The organism is Verrucomicrobiia bacterium (assembly GCA_035946615.1).
Lineage (GTDB): Bacteria > Verrucomicrobiota > Verrucomicrobiia > Limisphaerales > UBA8199 > DASYZB01.
The window spans coordinates 1-20510 of sequence record DASYZB010000136.1; the positions used below are offsets into that span (position 1 = coordinate 1).

Sequence of the window (20510 nt, forward strand, 5' to 3'; positions counted from 1 at the left end):
AATACTTATTGAAAAGCCGTCCAGAAAACCGCCACCCGAAGAAAAACATCCTGGGCTCCTGGGAAAAGAGGGGGCGACTGTTAGGCAACCGCCAGCAGCCAGCGCACAGTTACAACTCGGACGAACCCGAAAAATCCCTAAGTCGGAACCGCCGGCTTACGATTGCCGGCGGCTGGGGAGGGTAACAGCGGGCCAGGTCAGGCACGACGGTTTCGGGGGCTCAACCCGTAGAATTTTCTTCGAGTTGACCCCCCCTTTTTTTATTCTTTGCTGGGCTGGCCCTTCATGGGTTTTCCATTTGTGGACCCGGTGGCCGGGGCCTCCTCTGCAGGCGGTCTGAGTTCATCGAGCAGCGCCCGAGCCTCGGATTTGGGCACATACCGCCGAACGGTTTCCACCATGTCCTCCTGGCAGTAGCCCTTTGCCTGGATACCCTCGATGCGCAGGTTGCGCGGGCGGATTCCATACGGACTCAACTGCCGCGCCAGCCACCGGTCGTCAATCGGTTTGCCTCGCAGCAGGTCCTTCCATGGCCGGTTCGAGTAAGCGTTCAGGCGCTCGACCAGCCTCGAACTGAACAACCGATCGCTTTTGGCCAAGTCAAACTGGATGAACACGTCGAACAGGAGCACCGCCATCGGATTCGAATCCGAAGAGGCGGCGGCTACGCCGATGGCCGCATCCCGCGCGAGCTGCGGCCAGGAGCCGCCTGCCAGGTCCGCTATAACGAACAGCGGTTCCCAAACATCGGCCGCGCGGTCGTTGAGTTCACCAGGCATCTCCGGTTCGGCTGCGGCTATCTCCGCCGCGTGGTCCAGCACAAAACGCAGGCATTTGCGGTTCAGGTCGTCGGATTTGAATTTTCTGAGCCGCTCGCAAGGTTCATCGGCTGTTTTGCGCTGCAACCGGAACACAATGCAGCGATCGGCTAGAGTCGCAGGCAACGCCCCGATGCGGGCGATCAATTTCGGGCACCAGCAGGAAAAGCGCAGAATTCCCGGGTTATATCCGCAAGAGGGATTAACGGAGGATGCACCGCCATTGCCGGACGCCGCCCCGGTTTGGCTCGGCAGGTTCACCGCCCGCAGCACGAACGCGGTCTTTTTGAAAGAGCTCGAATTCAGGATGCCACGCAGCTCATCGTTGCCGGTCAGAAACGTATCGGCTTCATCGATGAACAGCGTCGGCAGGATTTGGGCAATCACCCGGAAGAACGATGGCGCGGTGACGTTCGAAGCGACCACCGCCCGCTGGGTCAGTTCGCTCAGTATGGTGATGAGGGTGGATTTGCCGCACCGATGTTCCGGCGACTCGATGCCCAGGTAGGTCGTGATATCGCGATATTGAAAGGCAAACGTGTGAGGGACCCATAGAGCCATCGTTTCGGGCGCCCACCTGGGAAGCACCACGTGGCTCGTAATTTTAAGGCGAATCGCTTCGAGCAACTCGGCCCCATTCACAGGCTCCGGCCAGGGCGCGACCGGCGGAAGTGCCAGGATGGATTCGAGGTATTCGTCGAGCTCAGCCGCGGCCTGCTGCGAGACCGCCGGGAGCGCGGCAGTCGTCCCCGCCGATGGATCGATGGCGCGCGTTTCCGCTGGCCCCGCCGGCCCAGCCTGACTGACGAGAGGTGAGTTGTGACCATTGGCTTCTGATTCCTTATTCATGTAGTTTTCATTTCCCATTTTGGCCTAAGCCAGACAAAAAAGGTTTAGGCATGATGCCGCAATGCAGTATCAGTGCGCTGAATGCAGCGATTTCCGGGCCAAACTCGGGCGCAGCAACATTGGACTCCGGTGCGCTCGGTCCCCGGATTCTTTCGTCTCCATTCAGCCTCTGACTTCCTGATCCCCTGGAAAAACGAGTGAGACGGAGTGATGGGGTATTGGAGTGATGGAGTGGTGGAAAAACCCAATACTCCGAGCCTCATCGCGCTTTGATTGGGACGGTTGGGACGGTTTGGGACGGCAGTGGGACGGTCGCAAAAGTGAGAATCGCCCGTGTTTACCGGCCTTGGGACGGTGGGACGGCTGTACACCCCCAAAGCACCCCCTCTCCCCCCCACCCCGGCTCCGTGCCCTTCCGATCCTTCGGTTCCTTCCGATGTTGAATGTTCGACGTTGAGCGTTCGATGTTCAGCCCCTGGATTCCGCTTCCCCCTCATGACTTGCACTTAATTGCACTTAATTCCACCAAGTTTCACTTAATTTCTCCTAATTGCACTTCGACCTTGTTAGCCGACCTCCCAGTCTGTGGTCTTCTGGCCTTCTTTCTAAAAATTCAATGTCAAATTTCATCCTCGTCCTCGCTCGTTTTTTTTCGAACCCTTCCTCCTTCGAACCAAGCCAGACCTAACCTGTCTAACGCCTGCCAACAAAATCACGCCTCCTCATGAACCGGAACCAACCGGAGCTAATCGGAGGTAATCGGAACCAATCGGAGGCAAACCGCCCCTTTCTCGTGCCTCCGTGGTTTAGTCCCCTCCGGTTCAGTCTTCAGCCCACCGACCACCGACCACCGACCACCGACCACCGGTTGCACCAAATTGCAGTTAGTTGCGCGAAATTGCAGCAAATTGCGCCAAATTGCACTTCGCTCATTTTGCCCCCCTTCCGTTGGCTATCGGCCATTGGTTATTGGCCATTGCCTCTCCCCCCCAGTCTGCTCTTCCCCAAAAAACCGGCGTCATCCGGAGTCAACCGGACCTATCTCAGTTTCCTTCACACCTTCCCCAGTTGACTGCTCCTCCATATCGCTAGATAACGGTAAATAACGGTAAATAACGCTATTTTGTAATATTTCAGTTTCCCTGCTGTTCGTCTTGCAAACTGCTCCCAGCGTTCGTGCTTGGTTTGTTCCACCGCCCTGACAATCTGCTCCCAAGTCACGGACGGGGCAAGCTGCTTCAAAGCCGCTTGTGCTCCCGCCGGTTGCCCCGCATTCGACGGACCAGGCTTGGCGCGAAGGCTTCCGTGCCCAGCACCAGCTCAGTGGGTGAGGGCATAGACGGCGATGTTGAGGGCGAGGCGCTGGCCGTCTTCGGGGCTGATGCCTTTGCCTTCGTTGCAACTGTTGTTGGCGCTGAAGGCGCAACAGAGGCCGTCTTCACACAAGACAGCCACGAGGTTTCCTTTGTAAAAGAGGCCCTCGAGCTGGATGTCGCGCGGTTCATTGAGGCAGCGGATGCGACTCAGCTTGTAAAAAGAGCGATAAATCAAGTGATCGTAGGGAATCGGCTTGACCGCTTCACCCGGGAAAATCCGGCTGAATTCGCGCCGCCAGGCCTTCGGGAAATTCGGATTGGTGCAACAACCCGAAGCCAGGAAGAACCCGCCATGGCTCAGATAAACTCGCAGGTTGTCGATTTCAGACTGAGTCAGGGTGAAATCATTGTGGCCGTTCATGAAAAGGAACGGGGTTTCAAACAGGTCCGGGTCGGTGAGGCTGATTTTGCGTTCTTCCTGGACCTTGATAGTCGAGGCGCGGGAGACCAGATTCATGAGTTCCTGGCCAACACCGCCGCAGTCGTTGCCATCATTGGAGCTATACTTGACGCGGCCCATAAAGAAGGCGGCCCGGTTGTCCTTGATCTGGTTGTCCTTGATCTCCTGGCCACGGGCGGAAGCGAGTAAAGACCAGACCAGGAAACCGAGGGCGAGCGCAAGTCGAGTGGGGCGAAGGACAGGGGAGAATCGACAGGGAGGACCGTTGGATGGACTACACAGAGAGGGCCCGCTCTCCCCCGCCCTCTCCCTTTCTGAAGGGGAGAGCGGGAATGCTCGGCACCTTACAGTTGTAGCGCATGCCGCGAGCGCGTGAAGTTCGGGTATGGATGTTTTGGCAATTATCATTACCTCAGCCCCCAGTGTTTGCGCGCCAGCCAATCCCCGCATAGGCCCGCCAGCACCAGGGTGAGGGTCCAGCCGTTCAGGCCAATGGGCCGGTGTACCATTTTGGCGTGGCGGACCTCCTGGATTTTGCCTTTGATGCGCGAGACCAAGTCCGCTGCGTCCGGACAATCCTCGACTTTGAAGGCCAAGCCATCGCTCACGGAAGCCCATTGGCGCAGGGTTTCCATGTTGCGCGCGGTATTTTGGAGTTCGATATTCGGTTCGCGAATCTCGATTGGCCGGGTGCAAACCGGCGTCTTTAAGTTGTCGGTCACCAGGACTGTGTAGTCCCCGGCTTTTTGAGCATAGAAAGAGAAATCCACAGGCTGAAGGGGCTCCAACGCGATGGCCTCCTCATGGAGCACCTGTTTGGCTTCGTTGAGCACACGCACAAAAAATGTTTGGTTCGAATTTGTGAGGCTGGCGGGACTGGGCTGCTTTTCGATTGTGACATGGACATCCATGCCCGGGTGCAGTTCCTGGTCGGCGAGGTGAATGGCCACATCCTGCCGGGCGGTGTCGCCCAGCCAGCGGAAGAGCTGGCGCCAGAAGCGATCGAATTGGCCGGGGTTGGAATCTTTTGCCAGGCGCCAGCGCCAGAAATTTTGCGCACACAGAACCGCTGAGAGACCGGCGCCATAGCGCTGGGCCGCCATGAGGATGCGTTTGCCCTCGGGTCCCTGATCGGCAGGATGGCGCATCCAAACCAGCGCCCCTGGTTTGGCCGCGTCCACCCGCGCGTATCTTGAAAAGGTTGGCAACTGGGCCCATGCCTCGGCTGAGGAGCGGTCCTCGGCGATTTGGAATACGGGGTTTTCGAGCGCTTCCTGAGTCAACTGCAAGTGAAAGGGCCGCTCCGGGTCAGCGAGGGCGTCTTCAGATGAAAAGGTCACCGGCAGCAACTGTTCAAGGCGGCTATTTTTCCAGGAACTATCAAAGGTCGCCGGACCGCCGATGAGCAGCACGCCGCCGCCCAACTCGCCGCAAAACCGGGCGAGCATCTCCTGTTGTCCGGCGCTCAGGTCTGATGGGCGCAAGTTGGATAGGACCACAATCCGAAACGGGGCCAGTTCGGCCAATGACGTGGGAAACCCATTCACCAATTCGCCCGCGCTCTCCACATTCTGCCGGAAGACGGAGTTATGCGATGTGCGCGCCAGGCCCGTGATCTTGATGGCCGGATCGGAATGCAAGGCGAGGCTGATAAACTTGTAATCCCAGGTAAGGGCCCCTTGCATATAAAGCAGCCGCAGCTCTTTTTGATCGGCAATCCGAACCGGGACGCTGGCCAGCGCGTTGAGGCACTTAAGGCCCGGCTGTTCAGGAGGCACCAATTGCACGGTGTAAGTATGCGCGCCCTGGGTTTCCTCAGTTTGCCGAAAGCTCTCGAGCCAATCGCGGGCGCCTTTGCCGGGGTTCGCGGTTCGCTTTTGCACAACCTGGCCGTCCCGCAGCAGCAGCAGATCAAAAGCGGGCATTGGTTCGGTGTCCATCATTTCCAGGCGCGCTGAAATGCTGAAGGAGGTTTTACTCGCCACTGTCGAGGGGGCTTCGACCCGGCGCAGGGAAAGGGTATTGAGCCCCTGGTCACTGCCGAAACCGAGGCCAATGAATGGGGTATGGGTTGCAAGCAGCCCGCCTAAGGCGCGCGAATTGTCGGCATCTTCGTTAGCGCTCCCGTCGGTTAGGGCAATGACGGCCAGCGGCTGTGGCGTCGAGCCCTCCAGCGCTTGGGCAATTGCGCCCGCCAGATTGGTGCGTTTGCCTGACGGCTTGGTGGCAGCCAGTCTGCGACCGTCGGCCAGTTCGGTGGATTCATCAAAAAGAAGGGCGCGCACGGGCACGCCGGTGGCCTTAAATGCAGGGAGCAGGCGCTGGCGCAGGAATTGGAGGGCCTCTTCATAGCGTGTTGTGCCGTTCTCGGCCAAAGACATGCTCTCGCTGCGGTCCATCAGCAAGACGACCGGACGCGATGAGGCAGACAAGGCCGCTCTATTCAGCCAAATAGGCCGGGTTGCAAGAAAGAGCAATGGCAAGAAGGCGGCCAGGCGGAGCACGGCCAGATAGGCAATGCGGGAGCGACTCAAACCGCGTTGATGCTGTTGCCAGGCGGCAAAGGCCAGGGCCGCGCTCACAGGGATTGCAGCGAGCCAGCCGAGGGGGAATTCAAAGACGATTGCCGCAGTCATCAAAACTTGGAGTGGAAAGCCCTCAATGTTCAGACAGTTTTTGGAAATAAGTTTGTATGCGACTGCGGTAGTTCGGAGGGAACCGGGAAGGGTCCATGCTTGTAACCTGTGGCTGGTCTTCCTGTTTCGCCAACCGGGCCGAGGTCTCCGTCGAGAAGCGCTGCAGCTCATTCATAAGCATTTGCAAGGCATTCGGGTCAATCGGGCCCCCGCCCTTGAGGGTTTGTTCAAGCTGGTTGAGGAGTTGCCGGCCTTGATCGGTTCCCTGAGAGTCGCTGCTGATGCCGGCCTGCAAATTAGCGAGCGCCTCCTGAGCCTGGCCTGCCCGATCACCAGCGGAGGATTTGCCGTTGTGTTCGAGTTGCTTCAGGAGGCTGTCGAGTTGGGCCATGCCACGAGTTAAACCGCCCTTTTCATCGGGCTTCAGAGGGTCAGACTGGCGCGCCATTTGAAGGGATTTAGGCTGGCTTTGCTCGAAGGCCTTGCTGACCTGAGCCAGGGCGTCGCGAGCCTCGGCAGCGCGTTGCGCGGGCGGGACATCGCCGGGTGCCTGGCCTGGGGATTGTCCAGCCTGTTCGAGACGGTCCAACCGAGTGTCCAGGTCCACTTTGCGCTCGCCGCTGAGGGCCTCGCGCAAAGGGTCGCCGAAAGCAGCACGGGTGGGTTCCTCCTCAGCAGCCGACCGGAGCTGATTGATGGTCTCGCGGGCCTGCCCGGCAGTGCGGGCGCCCTGCTCAGCGGAGACCTGCCCATCCTGCCTGGCCATGTGGTCGAACGTTTGGATATGTTGATCGAGCATTTGTTTGAGCCGGTAGGCGTCGGCCAGCTGATCAGCGGTGGCTTGGCGTTGGAGTCGCTGGTTAAGCTGTTCCAATTTCTGCGTGGCATTGCTGACCGCCTCGGGCGCCTGGCTGCTGCCGTGCGCGAGCGCGTTTGCGGCTGATGCCATAGCCTTCTGCGCCTGCTCGGAAGCGCCTTGCGATTTTTTAAAAACCTGCGGGTGCTGTCCCTGAAACTGGTTGAGATCATTGCGGAGTTGTTGCTCCTGTGAGGCCAGCCGCGAGCCTTCATCGGGCGAAGCCGCCTCAGACGATTGCTGTTCGATTTGGCGCTGTTGTTCGAGTGTTTTCTGAACGAAATCCGCGCCGGCCTTTGATTCGTCACGGAATTCGGCCATGTCTTTTAGGCTTTTGCCTGCCTCGGCAGAGCCTGATGATGCCTGCTGGCTTTGTTTCTGAAATGCGCCGGGCTGCCGGTTCACGCTTTGTTGAAAGAGTCTTCGAGCAGCAACCAGATGGGCGAGCGCATCGCGCTCAGGGCCTTGGGCTCGCTGCATTTGGTTCGTTTGAAGAAGGGTCGAGGCGGCTTCGAGGCTCTTTTGCGCCTCTCCAATACGATGCAGCGTCTCCGCGTCCGGCTGGTCTCCAACTTGGGCCGCCAGGTCTGCTTTCAGATGTCCTGCCGCGCCTCCAATGTCTTGTTCGGTCTCTGCAAGTTTTCTCTGGTCTGCCGAAGCGGTTTGAACGGGGCGCTGAATATGTTGGTAGGTTTTGCGGATAACCTGTTGCTGCTGTTGAATCATCCCCGAGAGTTGGCTGAGGGTCTTATAGGCCTTGCCCTCCCGGCCTCCAGGCAGGTTCATCAGCTCCTGCTGAAAAGGGCGCACTTCCAAAAAATAGAGTTGAGACGCGTAGGAGCTTTGGTGATCGGTGCGCGCGCGCGCGAAATAGGCAATCACGTCCCAATTCGTCAGATGCAAGCTGCTGAGGTCCAGGGCGGGCTGATATAAGGCGTAGTGCGGTTCGGAGGGCGCCGCCAGCGGATGGGTAACTTCCTCTCCGCCATTGAGCGTTGAGAACCAGCCGACATTGGTGAGAGCCTGATTAGCCGCCGCTTCAATCTGAAGCCGAACGATGTCCACGCGGGTGACGGCCAGGTCCGCACCCGGCTCGGTAATCCGCACCTCACCCCAAGCCTGGTTTGATTGGATGCTATTGGTTGGCGGCAGAGCCAACTCCAATGGTTGTTGAGTCGGGCGTGGTCGGACCGAAGTGATCTTTTGCGCCGCCATTAGCCGGCTCCAGGGAGCTGAACGCTCCAAAAACAAGACGGTCACCGCTGCCGTGAGGATGAAGGCAAATAAAAAGCCCAAAGGCCTGCAGGCTGAGAACGGTTGAGGGGATGCACTGCCCGTCAGCAGATGATGAGTTTGGCGGGCGATGCGCAGGGCAAAGGATTCCGAGCGGGCCTGGCTGGGGCGGTTTTCCAGGAAAGCAAGGGTGTTCAACCGATCGAGCAAACGAGCGTCGGATTGCTCGACAGTTCCAGCCAGCCAGCCCCGGTCAGGCCCGCCTTTCAGCAAATAAAACAAAACCATCAGCCACGCTGAAAATCCGCAGCCGCCGATGAGGCTGAACCCGATGGCCGCTGTGGTCTTGTGAGTAATCCATCCACGGAGGATGGCCGTCCCCAAGGCAAGGGCTGCCAGACACAGCAGAATGCCCAGCGCCGAACTCAATTCCAGCAGCCATAATAATTTCCAGCGCAGTTCCGCCCGTTTCAGGCTATGTTCGACAATCGTAAAGCGCGATTTCACGCGGCCTCCTTCTTTGCGTCTGCCAGCGCCGACTCAATGGCCAACGCCAATAACGCTGCCAAAAGCATCCACCACCACCAGCGCTGCTGCAAGATAACCCGCATCGACTGGCCCCCGGGTATTCTACCACCGATTGAGCCAGCGGCTTTATCACCGCTTCTCCAACTCTTCAGCGCATTGGGTGGGGCGGCATAGACTAATTGCGATTCCTTTGGCGAGGGGTTTACGCAAAGCATCCTGCCGGTTCCCTCAGCGCCATAACGCAGATCATAAACTCCAGGCTGGTCTGGCATTGGCAATTGCACCCTGCGCTGCTCGATGCGGACGCGCTCGACTTCGCGTCCCTCATGCAAAAGGACGGCCTCACGCCCCGAGGCCCCATCAGGCAAATCGAGCCGGACAACCTCGCCGGGTTCAAACACGCCAGGACTGGCCCGTTCGGCTCTCGCGGCTTGCAGCGCCAGGTCCAAAAACGGGATAAAGGTGGGATGAATCGGCCACGAGGTGTGCTCCCGGTCCAGACCAAAGGCTAGCAAGAATAATTTTCCTGGATAATTCTTGCCCTCGAAAAAAAGACCGGCGCCGCTCTGGCCCAGAACGAGGGGGACGCCCTGGACAGTCCGCAGGCGGGCGAACTGGGTGACTTCGATGTCCAACAGATTGCCAAAATCCGGCGCCAGGAATGGACGGAAAATGGGATGCGTTGAACAGATGAAACCAAAATGCTGAGGCGTTTGGGTTGCGGACTGCTCGCCCGGCTCAAGGTCGAAACCGAGTTCGTGCAAGAACGCCACCACAGCAGGCGCCATCCGATTGACGAGCAAAAAGACCCCGCGCCGGTTGTCGAGATAGCGGTGGACCAATTTGCGAGCGTTGGCCGATTGGAGATAGCCGCTCTCGATGCAGAGCACATCCGCCAGCTCTTGCGTTTCCATTTCCGGCGCCAGATTGGCCGGGTTCAGCAACCGAGGGGCCCATTGGCCCCGCATGACCTCGGGCGAAAGCGCCAAACGCAGGTAAGGCGATTGAGCCAGCAACGCCACTTTGCCCTCGGCTAATGGGTCCAGTGAAAAAAAGACGCTATTGTCCGCCTTCAACGCGTCGGGTTCTCCCTGGATGGTTGCCTCGCCCCGGACGGGCAGCTCGCGGGCGGCTTGCCACTGCGCTTGGAGCAGCATCGTCTCTGGCTGGCCTTCCAGGGGAACGGACCGGCTGAAAACCGGCTGGCCATTGGCGGTGACAATGACCCGAGCGGTTTTTGCAGGACCAGCGTGGTTGAGTTTCACAGTAAGGTGCACCAACGATTTTTCACCCGGCAATACCCGCTGCGCGTGGGGGTCAGCCAGCCAGAGATTTGGGAGCGAGGGCGCGGTGGACTTTGGAAGCTCGATTTGCGCGTTGCCCAAAAAGGGCGGGACGCTGCCATTTTCATCCCATTGATTGCGCTGGTTGTCCCCCAGCAGAATGATGCGCTTATTTTTCACCAGGGAATTGGCGAGCAGCGAATTGGCCATACGGAAAGCGGCCAGATACGAGCCGCGCTGGAAAGAAGGCCGCAATGCACGAACCTTTTGGCGAGCCGCCTGGCGGTCAATGCCAAACGGGGCAATGAGCCGAGGCGCGGCGGTTAATTCGACCACCGCAACCTGAACATCCTGGCCGGCGCTTTCGAGCTCATGGATGACCCGGGCACGGTCGGTTTCAAAGCCATTGTTGGCCTGGCGGCTCATGGTATTATCCAGCAGGTAAACACGGCTTTCCCGAATCCCGGCAACGCCGGCGCGATGAAGGTAGGGCCAGGCAAAGGCCCCCAGAACCAGGAGCAATCCTAAAACCCGCAGAGCCAACAGCGCCGCGTCCCGCAACCGCAAAGGGGCGCGGCGCGCAGCGGGCTGGTCTGTCAGAAACTGAACGGCAGAAAACTGGATTAGACTTTTCTGCTGTTTGCGGCGCAAGTGCAGCCACAAGGGCGCCACAAGACCCAGGGCGCCAAACCAGAACCAGGGATTGAGAAAAGACAGCGGCATCGGTTTAGCACAGCCGTTTGCGTTTGGTTAAAAACAGGGCCAGCGCCTCCCAGGGGTTCTGGTCGGTGCGCACCACGCAGTGGGGCATCGAGAGATCACGGAACAATTCATAATGACGCCGCATGAAGGCGTGGAACCGCTCGAGGTACTTCTCGCGGACGGCTGCTGGAGAAACCACTCGCCGGACTCCACTTTCCAAATCCTCGAAAACTCGCGGCTCAAGGAAAGGAAACTCCACCTCGTCGCGGTCCAGGACCTGGAAAATAATGACCTCATGGCCTTCGAAGCGGAGTTGTTTAAAGGCAAGGGCGATTTCATCGTTGGATTCGAGCAGGTCTGAAAAGAGCAAAACGACGCTGCGGCGATGAATCAAGCGGGTTGCCTGCTGCACGAGACGCGCCAGGCATGGGCCGCCGCCGGGCGCCAAGGCTTCCAGGCGCCGCAGCATCAATCCAAATTGCGCAGTGCCTTGCGATGGGCGTATGTACTCCGCCGCGTTCTGCTCATCCAGCCGCACCATTCCCGCCGCGTCGTTCTGCTTCAATAAGAACCACGTCAAGGCCGCCGCGAGGACCTTGGCGCACTCAATCTTTGAGCCCCAGGCCCCAGCCCCGCGATAGCCCATTGAGGCGCTGGCGTCGCAAAGGATATAAAACCGGACATTGGTTTCCTGCATGTAGCGCTTGATACAAAGCCGATCGCTGCGCGCATAAAGGCGCCAATCCAGGTTTCGCAAGTCATCCCCGGCCTGGTAATTGCGGTAATCGCTGAATTCCACGCTGAACCCATGGAACGGGCTGTTGTGCAAGCCGCTCAGGAAACCTTCCATCACATAGCGCGCCTTGAAATCGAGACCTTCGAGGGCAGAGAGCACCTTCGGATCGAAATGCTCGGCTAAAGTCTGTGTGGGCTGCTTAGGCATTTGGCTTTTTGGTGTTGATCAGACCCGCCTGACGCCGGCTCCTGCATGTTTAAACCGCCTTCTCAATCCCGGCCCACGTCCTCAATCAGTTGATTTATGATGTCGTCGCTGGTCTTTCCGTCCGCATCGGCGTGGAACGTGCGAATAAGCCGGTGGCGCAAGATGAGCGGCGCCAATGCCGCAATATCCTCACACGCCACGTTGAATCTACCCTGGCAAGCAGCCCGTGCGCGCCCGGCCAAAACGAGGTACTGGCTGGCGCGGGGGCTTGCGCCCCAGCGGACCCAGCGTTTGATGTAGTCGAATTGCTGCCCATCGTCAGCAGGCCGCGTGGCGCGCACTAGGCGAACGGCATAATCGATAACATTGGGGGCCACAGGCATCTCGCCTATCGCGCTGCGGAACTGGAGGATTTCGTCGGCTCCCAGCACCGGCTGGATATGTTCGAGCGGGGTAAAGGAATGCTGGTCCACCACGCATTTCTCTTCCTCGAGCGTCGGATAAGGCACCAACAGTTCAAACAGGAACCGGTCCAGTTGCGCCTCCGGCAACGGATAGGTCCCTTCCTGTTCGATCGGGTTTTGCGTCGCCAGCACCATGAACGGCTCTTCCAACCGGTAAACCTTTCCCGCAACCGTTACGGTCTTTTCCTGCATGGCTTCCAAAAGGGCTGCCTGCGTCTTGGGCGGCGTGCGGTTGATTTCGTCGGCCAGCAACACCTGGCCGAACACCGGGCCGCGGATAAACTCGAATCGGCGATGCCCCGTCGCGGTATCTTCTTCGAGTATTTCCGTGCCGGTGATGTCCGAAGGCATCAGGTCTGGCGTAAATTGAATCCGTGAAAAGCTCAGGTCCAATGTCCGAGCCAGGCTGTGGACCAGGAGCGTTTTAGCCAACCCGGGCACACCGACCAACAAGCAGTGCCCCCGCGCCAATAACGCATAGAGCGCCGCCGCGATGATCTCTTCCTGGCCGACAATCACTTTGGCTATCTCACGGTGAAGGGCTTTTGCCTTTGGCGCCAGGGCCTCCAGGACCGCCCCTGGGTCCTGAACGACGCCCATCGCCGGCCGGATGGCCTCACCCGGTTGAATGGTGGATCGGGCAATCATACAACTCTCAACCTCCAGAACAGTCCCAGGGCTATCAATCAGGATAATCCCCCCTTTGGGGTGGGTTTAGTCCTCCTTGATCATTAGCCGCGAAGGAACGCTAAGAATCAAAGGAAATCCAGAAGCCAATACCCAAGCCGCTTCCGAAGCCCAAGGCTCTTAACGGAGGTCTCCAGAAGTTTTTCCCGCTCTTTGCGTTCTCTGCCTTCTTTTGCGGCTAATTCGCCCGCGGGCCCCTTAGATCTCCGCCTCGTCATCGTGCATGTACACAGCCACGTTGGCGAAACCTTCGGTCCCGGCCAACTCAGTCTGCAGCTCGCTGGAACGGGAGATGTCGCGCAGCAGCAGGCGGTAAGTGATATCGGTTCCTTCCTTGGTGGCGCGTCGTTCGCTGGCGAGGTCGAGACGGGTGGCATGCCGCTTGAGGATGGATTTCAGAGCGGCCATGCCCGCTGCGATGTCGCCGGTCAACCGCAGGCTCAGCACAGCATCATAGCGATGGCGTGTGCCAAAGTACATGAGTCTGAGGCACACAAAGGCGGCAGCGATGCCCAGGGCGGCGAGGACTGCCGTAGAGAAGCGGGTTGTGCCCACGGCCACCCCTTCCATGATCACCCAGAGGATGTAAGTCGTGTCGCGCGTATCCTTGAGCACATTGCGGAAGCGCACGACGCCAAAGACACCGAGCAAACCAAAAGCGACAAACAGGTTGCTGGCCATGGCGATCATCAACATCGCCACAATAATCGGCAGAACAGCCAGGCCGCCCACAAAAGTGCGCGAGTAGGAGAGGGCCTCGTGCGTCCACATATAGACGAAGCCGGCAAACATCCCAATCGCAAACGCCAGCACGATCATGAAGATGATGACCATCGGCTCCGGAGCGCCAGGAATCGCGGAGCGGCTGAAATCCGCACTTGAAAGGGAATTGAGAAACTCATTCATAACACGAGTTCTTCCTCTTGTTCGGGCAGGACCTGGCGGCCGCAGTGGAGTTGTTGCGCATAAATACAAGCCGAGTACTTGCAGACGGGTGTCTGCCGGAGATTGAAGATTTTGACAAGATCAAACATCCAGCGGGGTGCCTGGTTATCGAACTTCAGTTCGAGGATGACCCCGTCTTTCGGAAAGGGGGCCAGGTAGGGCGGGAGATAAGGCTGCCAGCCGCGGCGGGGCACCCGCATCTCGCCGCTGCTGTCGTAACGGCTGCCGTGAATGTAACGGTCCAGGGTCACACGCAATTCCTCATCATCCGGGGCTTCATAGATTTCCCGGTAATAAGAGACGTAAATAGCGCCGCGCACCCTGGTGGTGTTGGCGAACTGCCAGAAATCATCGCTAACATCCCGCCGGCGGGCGCCGTGGATCAGGTGCCGGGAATCGGCCCAATAGGGCTGGTCGGGCCATCCGTTGAGCAGGATTTGGCGGACGCCGTCCCGGGTAATCATGGCGCGGTCTTTGCAAATCACTTCGCTCACGCGGCGTTTGACTTCTAGAAAAGCGGGCCGTTTCCACTCGTCATCATAAAACCGGATGCGGAGTTTCATACGGTTTTTATGCCCAGTGTAGGACTGCCAGAAGAAAAAGAAATCGGGTGAATCCAGGTACAGGCTGATAACGGGATGACCGCGAATCGGGCCGGAACCGTTGTGCTCGGAGGGACGAAGGTAACTGCAGAGGAAATCCGCGATAGCTACCGCGCGTGACTCCTCGATGACAAATTTCAACTCGAAACGGGCGCTGTGCCCCATAAAAACAGGAGGGGGTTCTTACGGAAGTTCATCCGAAGGAGCAGCATAAGGGGCCTCGACGGCGGCCCCCGTCTGGGATTGACTCTCCAGCCGGCGGGTTTCATAGGTCAGCACCTCCCGCGCAAATCGGATGCATTCGATTGGCCGTGGGCTAAAGACGGTCTCCTTTCCCAGCATAATGGCGTCGGCTTGCTGCCGGGCAATCAGCGAGAGGTCGGAAAGCTCGGCGCGTTGTGGCAAACCGGTCTCGGCGAAGGTCTCGAGGACCTGGGTGGCCACAACCACCGGTTTGCCTGTCATCCGCGCTGCCCCGACCAGCCGGTCCTGCGCCTCGGGCAGCCGGGCATAACCCAAGGCAAGACCCAGGTCCCCGCGCGCCACCATAATCCCGTCCGCCGCGTTCAGGATGTCTTCGGCGCATTCCATAGCAGCGGCGGTCTCGAACTTGGCCATGATTTTAGTCTTCCTGCCCAAATAATTGCGCACCTCACGCCGGGCTGCGGAGACGTCTTCTGGAGAGGCAATTAACGAAAGAGCCACCCAATTGGGCACAAGGCCGGCGGTTGCGAAAGCTTCCAACAATACGCGGTCGGCCGGGGTAATGGCCGCAAATGGGCTGGGGCTGTCGGGCAGAAAGAGTGAATTAGACGATTTGAGCGGGATGGTCCCTTGAACCAGATGCGCCAAAACGCCTTGGGCGCACAGCTCATCGACAACGAAGTTGAGCCGCCCATCGCAAAACCACATCCGCTGCTTGGGAACGAGCTTTTCGTGCAAATGCGCCAAACCCGGCAAGGGCACTGCGCAGAGGCCATTTTGGGTCGGCGCGACTTCAAAAATTTCCGAGTCCCAGAATAGCACGCGGTCGCCAGGATTGAGCCGGACTTCCTGCATGGAACCGGTGCGTGGCCGCGAAGAAGGAAGGTCCAAAAGCAGTTGGATTGGGATACCGCTTTGAGCGGACGCCGCGCGCGCGACCCGGGCGTTCTCCAAGTGGGGGCGCTGGCGGTAGCCGCACGGAAGCCTTATCCAGCGAGCGCCGGCTTCAATGGCTCGGACCAAATCTTCGGATTTCTCCAAAGTTGGTCCCATCGTGGCCATGATTTCCGGAACTTTCCAATCACCCGCTAGAGTCATTCGGCGATATGTCACAGATGGTTCGAACAATTCAGAATAAATGCCTTAAGGCATAATCCGCGCCACATTTAACACAAAGGTAACAATTCTGTTGTCAGGAGTCAATCATTTTGAAGCCACAAGAACCAACACCCGACGGGACCCCCCTCCCAACACCCGCGCTGTACCCAAGCCGGCCCGCTGCGCCTGGGCTAAGATTTCTTCTGCGGAAAACCAGGCCTTCTCCTCCGGGGCATGCTGGAATTTCGAGCGAGCCGCCTGATTGAGAAAATCAAAAATGAGAAAGCCTCTTGGAACAAGGGCTTCTTTTGCCGCTCGGAGCAGGGCTTCACTATGTTGCCGCCCGTAATGGGATAGCAGGACGCCTCTTGAGAGGACTGCTCCGGCTTTGGGGCAGAGGGCGGCTAGCCGGAAACAATCACCCTGGAGGAACCTGGCGTTAGGGATTCTCTTCCGCCGCGCCATTGCGAGCATTTGTCGGCTCACATCGACCCCAATGCCCCAGGCGAATGAGGAGAGAACCTCCGCCAGAACCAGGCCCGTGCCACAACCGGCATCAATGACGCCGTGTCTGCGACAAAAGGCGCGTCGTGATTCAATCACCCGATGAACTTGGCGCAGAAAGCGGGCATAGGCCGCGTCCTCATTTAGATGGCACTCGGCCTGGTTCAGGGTGCTGTCCCACTCTGCCGCTCGGGCATCCCAACGCGCGGCGATCGCCGCCACCTGGCGGCCTTCGTAGAGCCGGGAAGACCTGAGCGCCTGGGCGTCCGACGAATCCCGGCTCCCGAACTTTCCGCTGCGTTTCACAGGTGAATCTGTCCGTTCACCGCGTTGAAAGTGGCCACCAACTCGCTTGCGCCTGGGTAATCCCGCCAGTGCCAGCGCTCGGGCAGCCCAATGGCGTCGCAAATGATTCGGCGCACCAATTGAGTGGGGACATCCTTCCCATCATAGGCCAAACGCGTGCCATCATTTTCCTGAACCAGGAGATAGCCGAATTCAGCATGGCGGAGCTGGGACAGTTCAGAAAGAGCGCCGATGGGAAAGCTCATGCGCTCAGCGAGGTGCGGATAGACCTGGACCACGGCAGGAAAGACGTTCAAATGGGCATGATCGACACAGCACACACCTTTGCCCCACTGCGGAGCCGGACCATGTTCGAACACAAGCGGAGCCACGCCCCACCTTTTCTGCACTGCTCCCCCGATCGCCTTGAGCAGACGTTCCAGATGGCCCAACAGCGCATCTTCCACGTGCGCAAGGGACAGGACGTGCGCTCGCGTCAGCACCAACAGACCTCCTTCCATGAACTCGCCCAAAGGCGGCATTACGATGAAATGCTCGTCTTCATAAACGATTCTGGAGACCAACCGGTCGCCCATCATCTCCTGAAAGATGCTCGGGCCGTCCTGGTCGAATTCGGCGCAAAAAGGACATTCATAGCCGGTTGCTGCCGGGCAGGGGATTATCTGAGGGGCGCTTGCCTGGGCTGCTTGCAAGTGCAACTCGAAAGCGGCCCCTTTCAACGAGGCCAGCGCGCGGGCTCGATGCGCCAGGCGGCCGTGTTCCGCCTGCTCGTCTGGGACAAATAAATCCGAAAGAATCATTCTCCCATCGCGCGGTCGGTGGGTGAAGTCGATGCGGCCCTCGATCTGGCCGTTCCAGCTTCGGAGCCGTTCGTCCATCCAGCAGCCGAGATGGCATTCCATTCTGGCCCGGTTTGATGCCCCGGCTAAGAGGCGCTGGAGGCCCGGGATACCGAGGCTTTTGATTACTGTCGAGGTAAGCGGTCCGGGAAAGGGCGCGTACTCCTCGAGCACCACCCCCGCGTCATCGACCAGGACGGGTCGGCCAAACATGGCTGCGGCTGCCCGCGCCTTAGCAGCAAGGTTTTCTGCGAAGCTAAGGCTTTGGAGTTCCGGAAGGGGCGCGTGTGGCCGCTCAATGCAAATACGCAACCGGTCGAGGTCCTGTTTAAAAGGGGCGTACTTGGCCGGGTTGGAGGTGACCAGCGTCAACATGGGATTTTCTGCCGGATGAGTTCCAGAGCCCGGGCGGCGACGTGGCCGGGCGCCGCCTGGTCCACATCCAGGAACAGGAGGGTAGAATTTTCTTTTGCCAGCCAGCGATAGAATTCCTGTTCGCGGGCGTGGAAGGCGGGTTGGGCGGTTAATTCATCCAGAGCGCGCGCGGCCCCGGCTTTGCGGGCAATCCTCGATTGGCACGTCGCAAAAGACGCATCCAACACAATCGTCAGGTCCGGCGCCTGGACTTCGATGGCGATTGGCCGCAGCATGCACAGGAGCTTCTCGAGGCGGGCCACGCTCTCGGCGGCATGCACGGCCAGCGTGGACCACAGACAGCGATCCATTATGACCACCGGGGCCGCCAGGCCACGCAGCAGGCGCATCTGCTCAAAACAACCGCTCAAAAAAAACATCGCAGAGGCGTACCATTCGGCGTCCCGAATCATTCGGGCTTTGAACGGCTCGCTAAACCAGGCCGCGTCTGTTCCGAGGCAGGACGGGACGCCCAATGCGCCTGCCAACGACCGGCAAAGAGTACTCTTGCCTGCGCCATTGGCTCCTTCGAAGGCGACAACAAACGGGCGCGAGTCCCGTCCTGCAAACTGCGGCAGCGCCATGCCCTTTAACGCGGCGCGGTATTGTGCGAGGTCCTGCTGGGCGGACTCGCCAGGGGGCATGGGAGTCATGCCGCCAGCATCGGCGCCGTGGGACGAAACACGTTCATCGAGTTGCGGCACAGCGGCGTGGTATAAATATACTCCGCACCCGGCCCAGCCTGGTCGCTGCTGACATACCCGGCGGCTTCGAGCGCCTGGACAGTATCTTCGAGCAACTGCAGCAGTTGTTCGTGGCTCAGATAATCGAACTGAATGTCCCCGTCCAATCCGCCGTAGCAAAAGCTTTCAAAGCCTTTCGGGTTGGCGATGCGGATGCCAAAGCGGGCAGGCTCAGAATAATAAATGGTACCGGGGAACGGAATGAGTTGGTGAATAGAGATTTCGTGTGGGCGCAGGTCGAGCATGAAGGGAATGGATTGGTATTGCTCTTCGAGAGTCCCGGGCAGGCCATAAATCCAGCCGGTCTTTACTCGCAACCCAGCCGCTATCGCCGCGCGAATCCCACGCCGAATCTGGTCGGTGGTCATCCCTTTCCTGGCATTCTGTAAAACCCGGTCTGAGCCGGATTCAACGCCGAAATAGACCCGCTGGCATTCGGCTGCGGCCATCGCCTCGGCGATGGTCGAGTCCACACGGTCGGCCCGCATTTGCCCAATCCAGCGGACCCCTATCCTTCGCTCCGCATACGCGCGGCAGAAATGCAATATATCCGCCTTGCGCAGCAGAAAAATATCATCCGCAAAAAAGATTTCGCGCGCTCCGTAACGATCCCGCAGGTGCTCGATCTCGGCAATGACCCGCTCGTGTTGCCGGATGGCCACCCCGTCGCTGCGGACCGTTCCCGTGTAATTGCAGCAGAAGGCGCAGTGATGCGGACAGCCGCGGGAGGCCAGCATGGAATGATGCGTATAGCGAGGCAAGTTATACAGGCTGCGATCCACCAGCGGCAAATCGTCCAGGGCGGCGGTTTGCAGGCGGCCTTCCGTTCGAGTTACCTTCCCGTTAGGCCCCCGAAACACCAGGCCCTTTACTGCCGACAGGTCCTCTCCCGATTCCATTCTTCGCAGCAACTCCGTTATGACCGGTTCGCCTTCTCCCAGCACCACTACGTCGGCCCCCTCTTCGAGCAAGTCCTCAGGGAACAAAGTCGCATGGACCCCGCCGGCCAGAATCCGAGTGTGCGGCTGTTCCTGTTTGAGCCGGCTAATCTGTTTGCGGGCGACCGGGTAGTTCGGCGTGATAACCGAGAAACCCACCACAGCCGGTTGGAACTCGGCAATTTGCTGGAACAACTTGGAGTCCTCGAGGCCCTCGACGTTCTGGTCGAAGATGCGGACCTCGTGACCATTCGACTGAAGGAGTGTGCCCAGGAAACCGACGCCCAAAGGATATTCCCGATACATCTGTTTGGGATTATACGAGCGCGGCACGGCAAACAAAACGCGCATCAATGGCCTCCTTCCGATGCGGCGCCAATCCAGTCGCGGGCTCCATCGAGCATCTGCTCGATTGCTGGCCGGTCCCTATGGTAGATATGGCTTGAACCGATCCAGCCCCGAACGTCCCCCGCCTTGAGTCCAAGGCCTTCGGCTACTTGCCGGGCCATGCGCCCTACGCAAAGACCGTCGGCGTAAAATTTCCTGAACGCGTCCTGGCCTCTGGCAAAGTACATCGTGTGCAGGGCATTGTGGCGCACCAGGAATTGAAGTGTGTTTAGGCAGGGCACTTTGCCATTGCCATCACCGCAGAAGGTGACCACCGCCCGTTTGCTCCACGGTTCCTGGCGCAGCAGGGATATGACATCCCCCAAATCTTGCCGGCCCTCAGGCCCGCGCAGTAACTTCGCATAGCTGTGGCCCAGCGGATTGGCGCCCTCGGTGAAGAAAACCCGTTCCATCTGGGCTATCATCTGGCAGTCCCCCCAACGGTCGATCACCTCATCACCTGAATTGACCGCTCCGAACCCGACTTCGACCCCCAACAACTCGAGGCCCTCGACTCCCATTTCCGCGCCTAAGTGCAGCGTTCGATTCACCAAATTGACCCAAGTCTGGCCCAGCGCCTGGAAGCGCACTGGGTTTGGAACCGTCTGGAAGAATCCGCCTGACTGCTGGGTATTGCTGGGAAATGAGTTCCGGACGTTCCCGGATAATTTCACCGACCCATCCACGGGGGAGATGCTGCATTGCTGGCTCACAATCGGTTCACTCAAGGGCTTATATCGCAGAAGCTTGAACCA

Annotated in this window: 15 protein-coding genes; all 15 read right to left on the bottom strand. The window is 59.0% G+C overall.

Features of this window, described 5'->3' with window-relative positions; genetic code table 11:
* Window positions 1–260: 260 nt before the first annotated feature.
* The 15 genes from VG146_19670 to VG146_19740 all read right to left on the bottom strand — a co-directional run bounded on the left by VG146_19670 (window position 261) and on the right by VG146_19740 (window position 20468).
* Window positions 261–1667, bottom strand: coding sequence for a DUF3631 domain-containing protein (locus VG146_19670; GenBank protein ID HEV2394576.1), 1407 nt, complete (start codon window positions 1665–1667; stop codon window positions 261–263).
* A gap of 1320 nt (window positions 1668–2987) precedes the next feature.
* On the bottom strand, window positions 2988–3563 hold the full coding sequence (locus VG146_19675) for a DUF4159 domain-containing protein (GenBank protein HEV2394577.1): 576 nt from the start codon (window positions 3561–3563) through the stop codon (window positions 2988–2990).
* 287 nt (window positions 3564–3850) lie between these two features.
* Window positions 3851–6079, bottom strand: a complete 2229-nt coding sequence (locus VG146_19680) for a vWA domain-containing protein (protein ID HEV2394578.1) — start codon at window positions 6077–6079, stop codon at window positions 3851–3853.
* A 22-nt stretch (window positions 6080–6101) separates the two neighbouring features.
* Entirely contained in the window at window positions 6102–8675 is a 2574-nt protein-coding gene (locus VG146_19685) for a hypothetical protein (protein HEV2394579.1), read from the bottom strand.
* Complete coding sequence (locus VG146_19690) at window positions 8672–10702, bottom strand: BatA and WFA domain-containing protein (GenBank protein ID HEV2394580.1); 2031 nt, start codon at window positions 10700–10702, stop codon at window positions 8672–8674. Before VG146_19690 ends, VG146_19685 begins: the two co-directional genes overlap by 4 nt.
* 4 nt (window positions 10703–10706) lie before the next feature.
* Window positions 10707–11624: a DUF58 domain-containing protein gene (locus VG146_19695; GenBank protein HEV2394581.1), complete on the bottom strand. Its 918-nt coding sequence runs from the start codon at window positions 11622–11624 to the stop codon at window positions 10707–10709.
* A gap of 62 nt (window positions 11625–11686) precedes the next feature.
* Window positions 11687–12736, bottom strand: a complete 1050-nt coding sequence (locus VG146_19700; GenBank protein HEV2394582.1) for an AAA family ATPase — start codon at window positions 12734–12736, stop codon at window positions 11687–11689.
* A gap of 237 nt (window positions 12737–12973) precedes the next feature.
* Entirely contained in the window at window positions 12974–13681 is a 708-nt protein-coding gene (locus VG146_19705; protein HEV2394583.1) for a DUF4956 domain-containing protein, read from the bottom strand.
* Window positions 13678–14487 carry a polyphosphate polymerase domain-containing protein gene (locus VG146_19710; GenBank protein ID HEV2394584.1) on the bottom strand — a complete coding sequence of 270 codons (810 nt, stop codon included), beginning with the start codon at window positions 14485–14487 and terminating at the stop codon, window positions 13678–13680. The genes VG146_19705 and VG146_19710 overlap by 4 nt, the downstream gene beginning before the upstream one ends.
* A gap of 18 nt (window positions 14488–14505) precedes the next feature.
* Window positions 14506–15639, bottom strand: coding sequence for a pyruvate kinase (locus VG146_19715; GenBank protein HEV2394585.1), 1134 nt, complete (start codon window positions 15637–15639; stop codon window positions 14506–14508).
* A gap of 90 nt (window positions 15640–15729) precedes the next feature.
* Window positions 15730–16434: a class I SAM-dependent methyltransferase gene (locus tag VG146_19720; protein ID HEV2394586.1), complete on the bottom strand. Its 705-nt coding sequence runs from the start codon at window positions 16432–16434 to the stop codon at window positions 15730–15732.
* Entirely contained in the window at window positions 16431–17648 is a 1218-nt protein-coding gene (locus VG146_19725; protein ID HEV2394587.1) for a non-canonical purine NTP pyrophosphatase, read from the bottom strand. Before VG146_19725 ends, VG146_19720 begins: the two co-directional genes overlap by 4 nt.
* Entirely contained in the window at window positions 17642–18391 is a 750-nt protein-coding gene (locus tag VG146_19730) for a deoxynucleoside kinase (GenBank protein ID HEV2394588.1), read from the bottom strand. The genes VG146_19725 and VG146_19730 overlap by 7 nt, the downstream gene beginning before the upstream one ends.
* Window positions 18337–19719, bottom strand: a complete 1383-nt coding sequence (locus VG146_19735) for a radical SAM protein (GenBank protein ID HEV2394589.1) — start codon at window positions 19717–19719, stop codon at window positions 18337–18339. Before VG146_19735 ends, VG146_19730 begins: the two co-directional genes overlap by 55 nt.
* Window positions 19719–20468 carry a thymidylate synthase gene (locus tag VG146_19740; GenBank protein HEV2394590.1) on the bottom strand — a complete coding sequence of 250 codons (750 nt, stop codon included), beginning with the start codon at window positions 20466–20468 and terminating at the stop codon, window positions 19719–19721. The genes VG146_19735 and VG146_19740 overlap by 1 nt, the downstream gene beginning before the upstream one ends.
* Window positions 20469–20510: the final 42 nt, after the last annotated feature.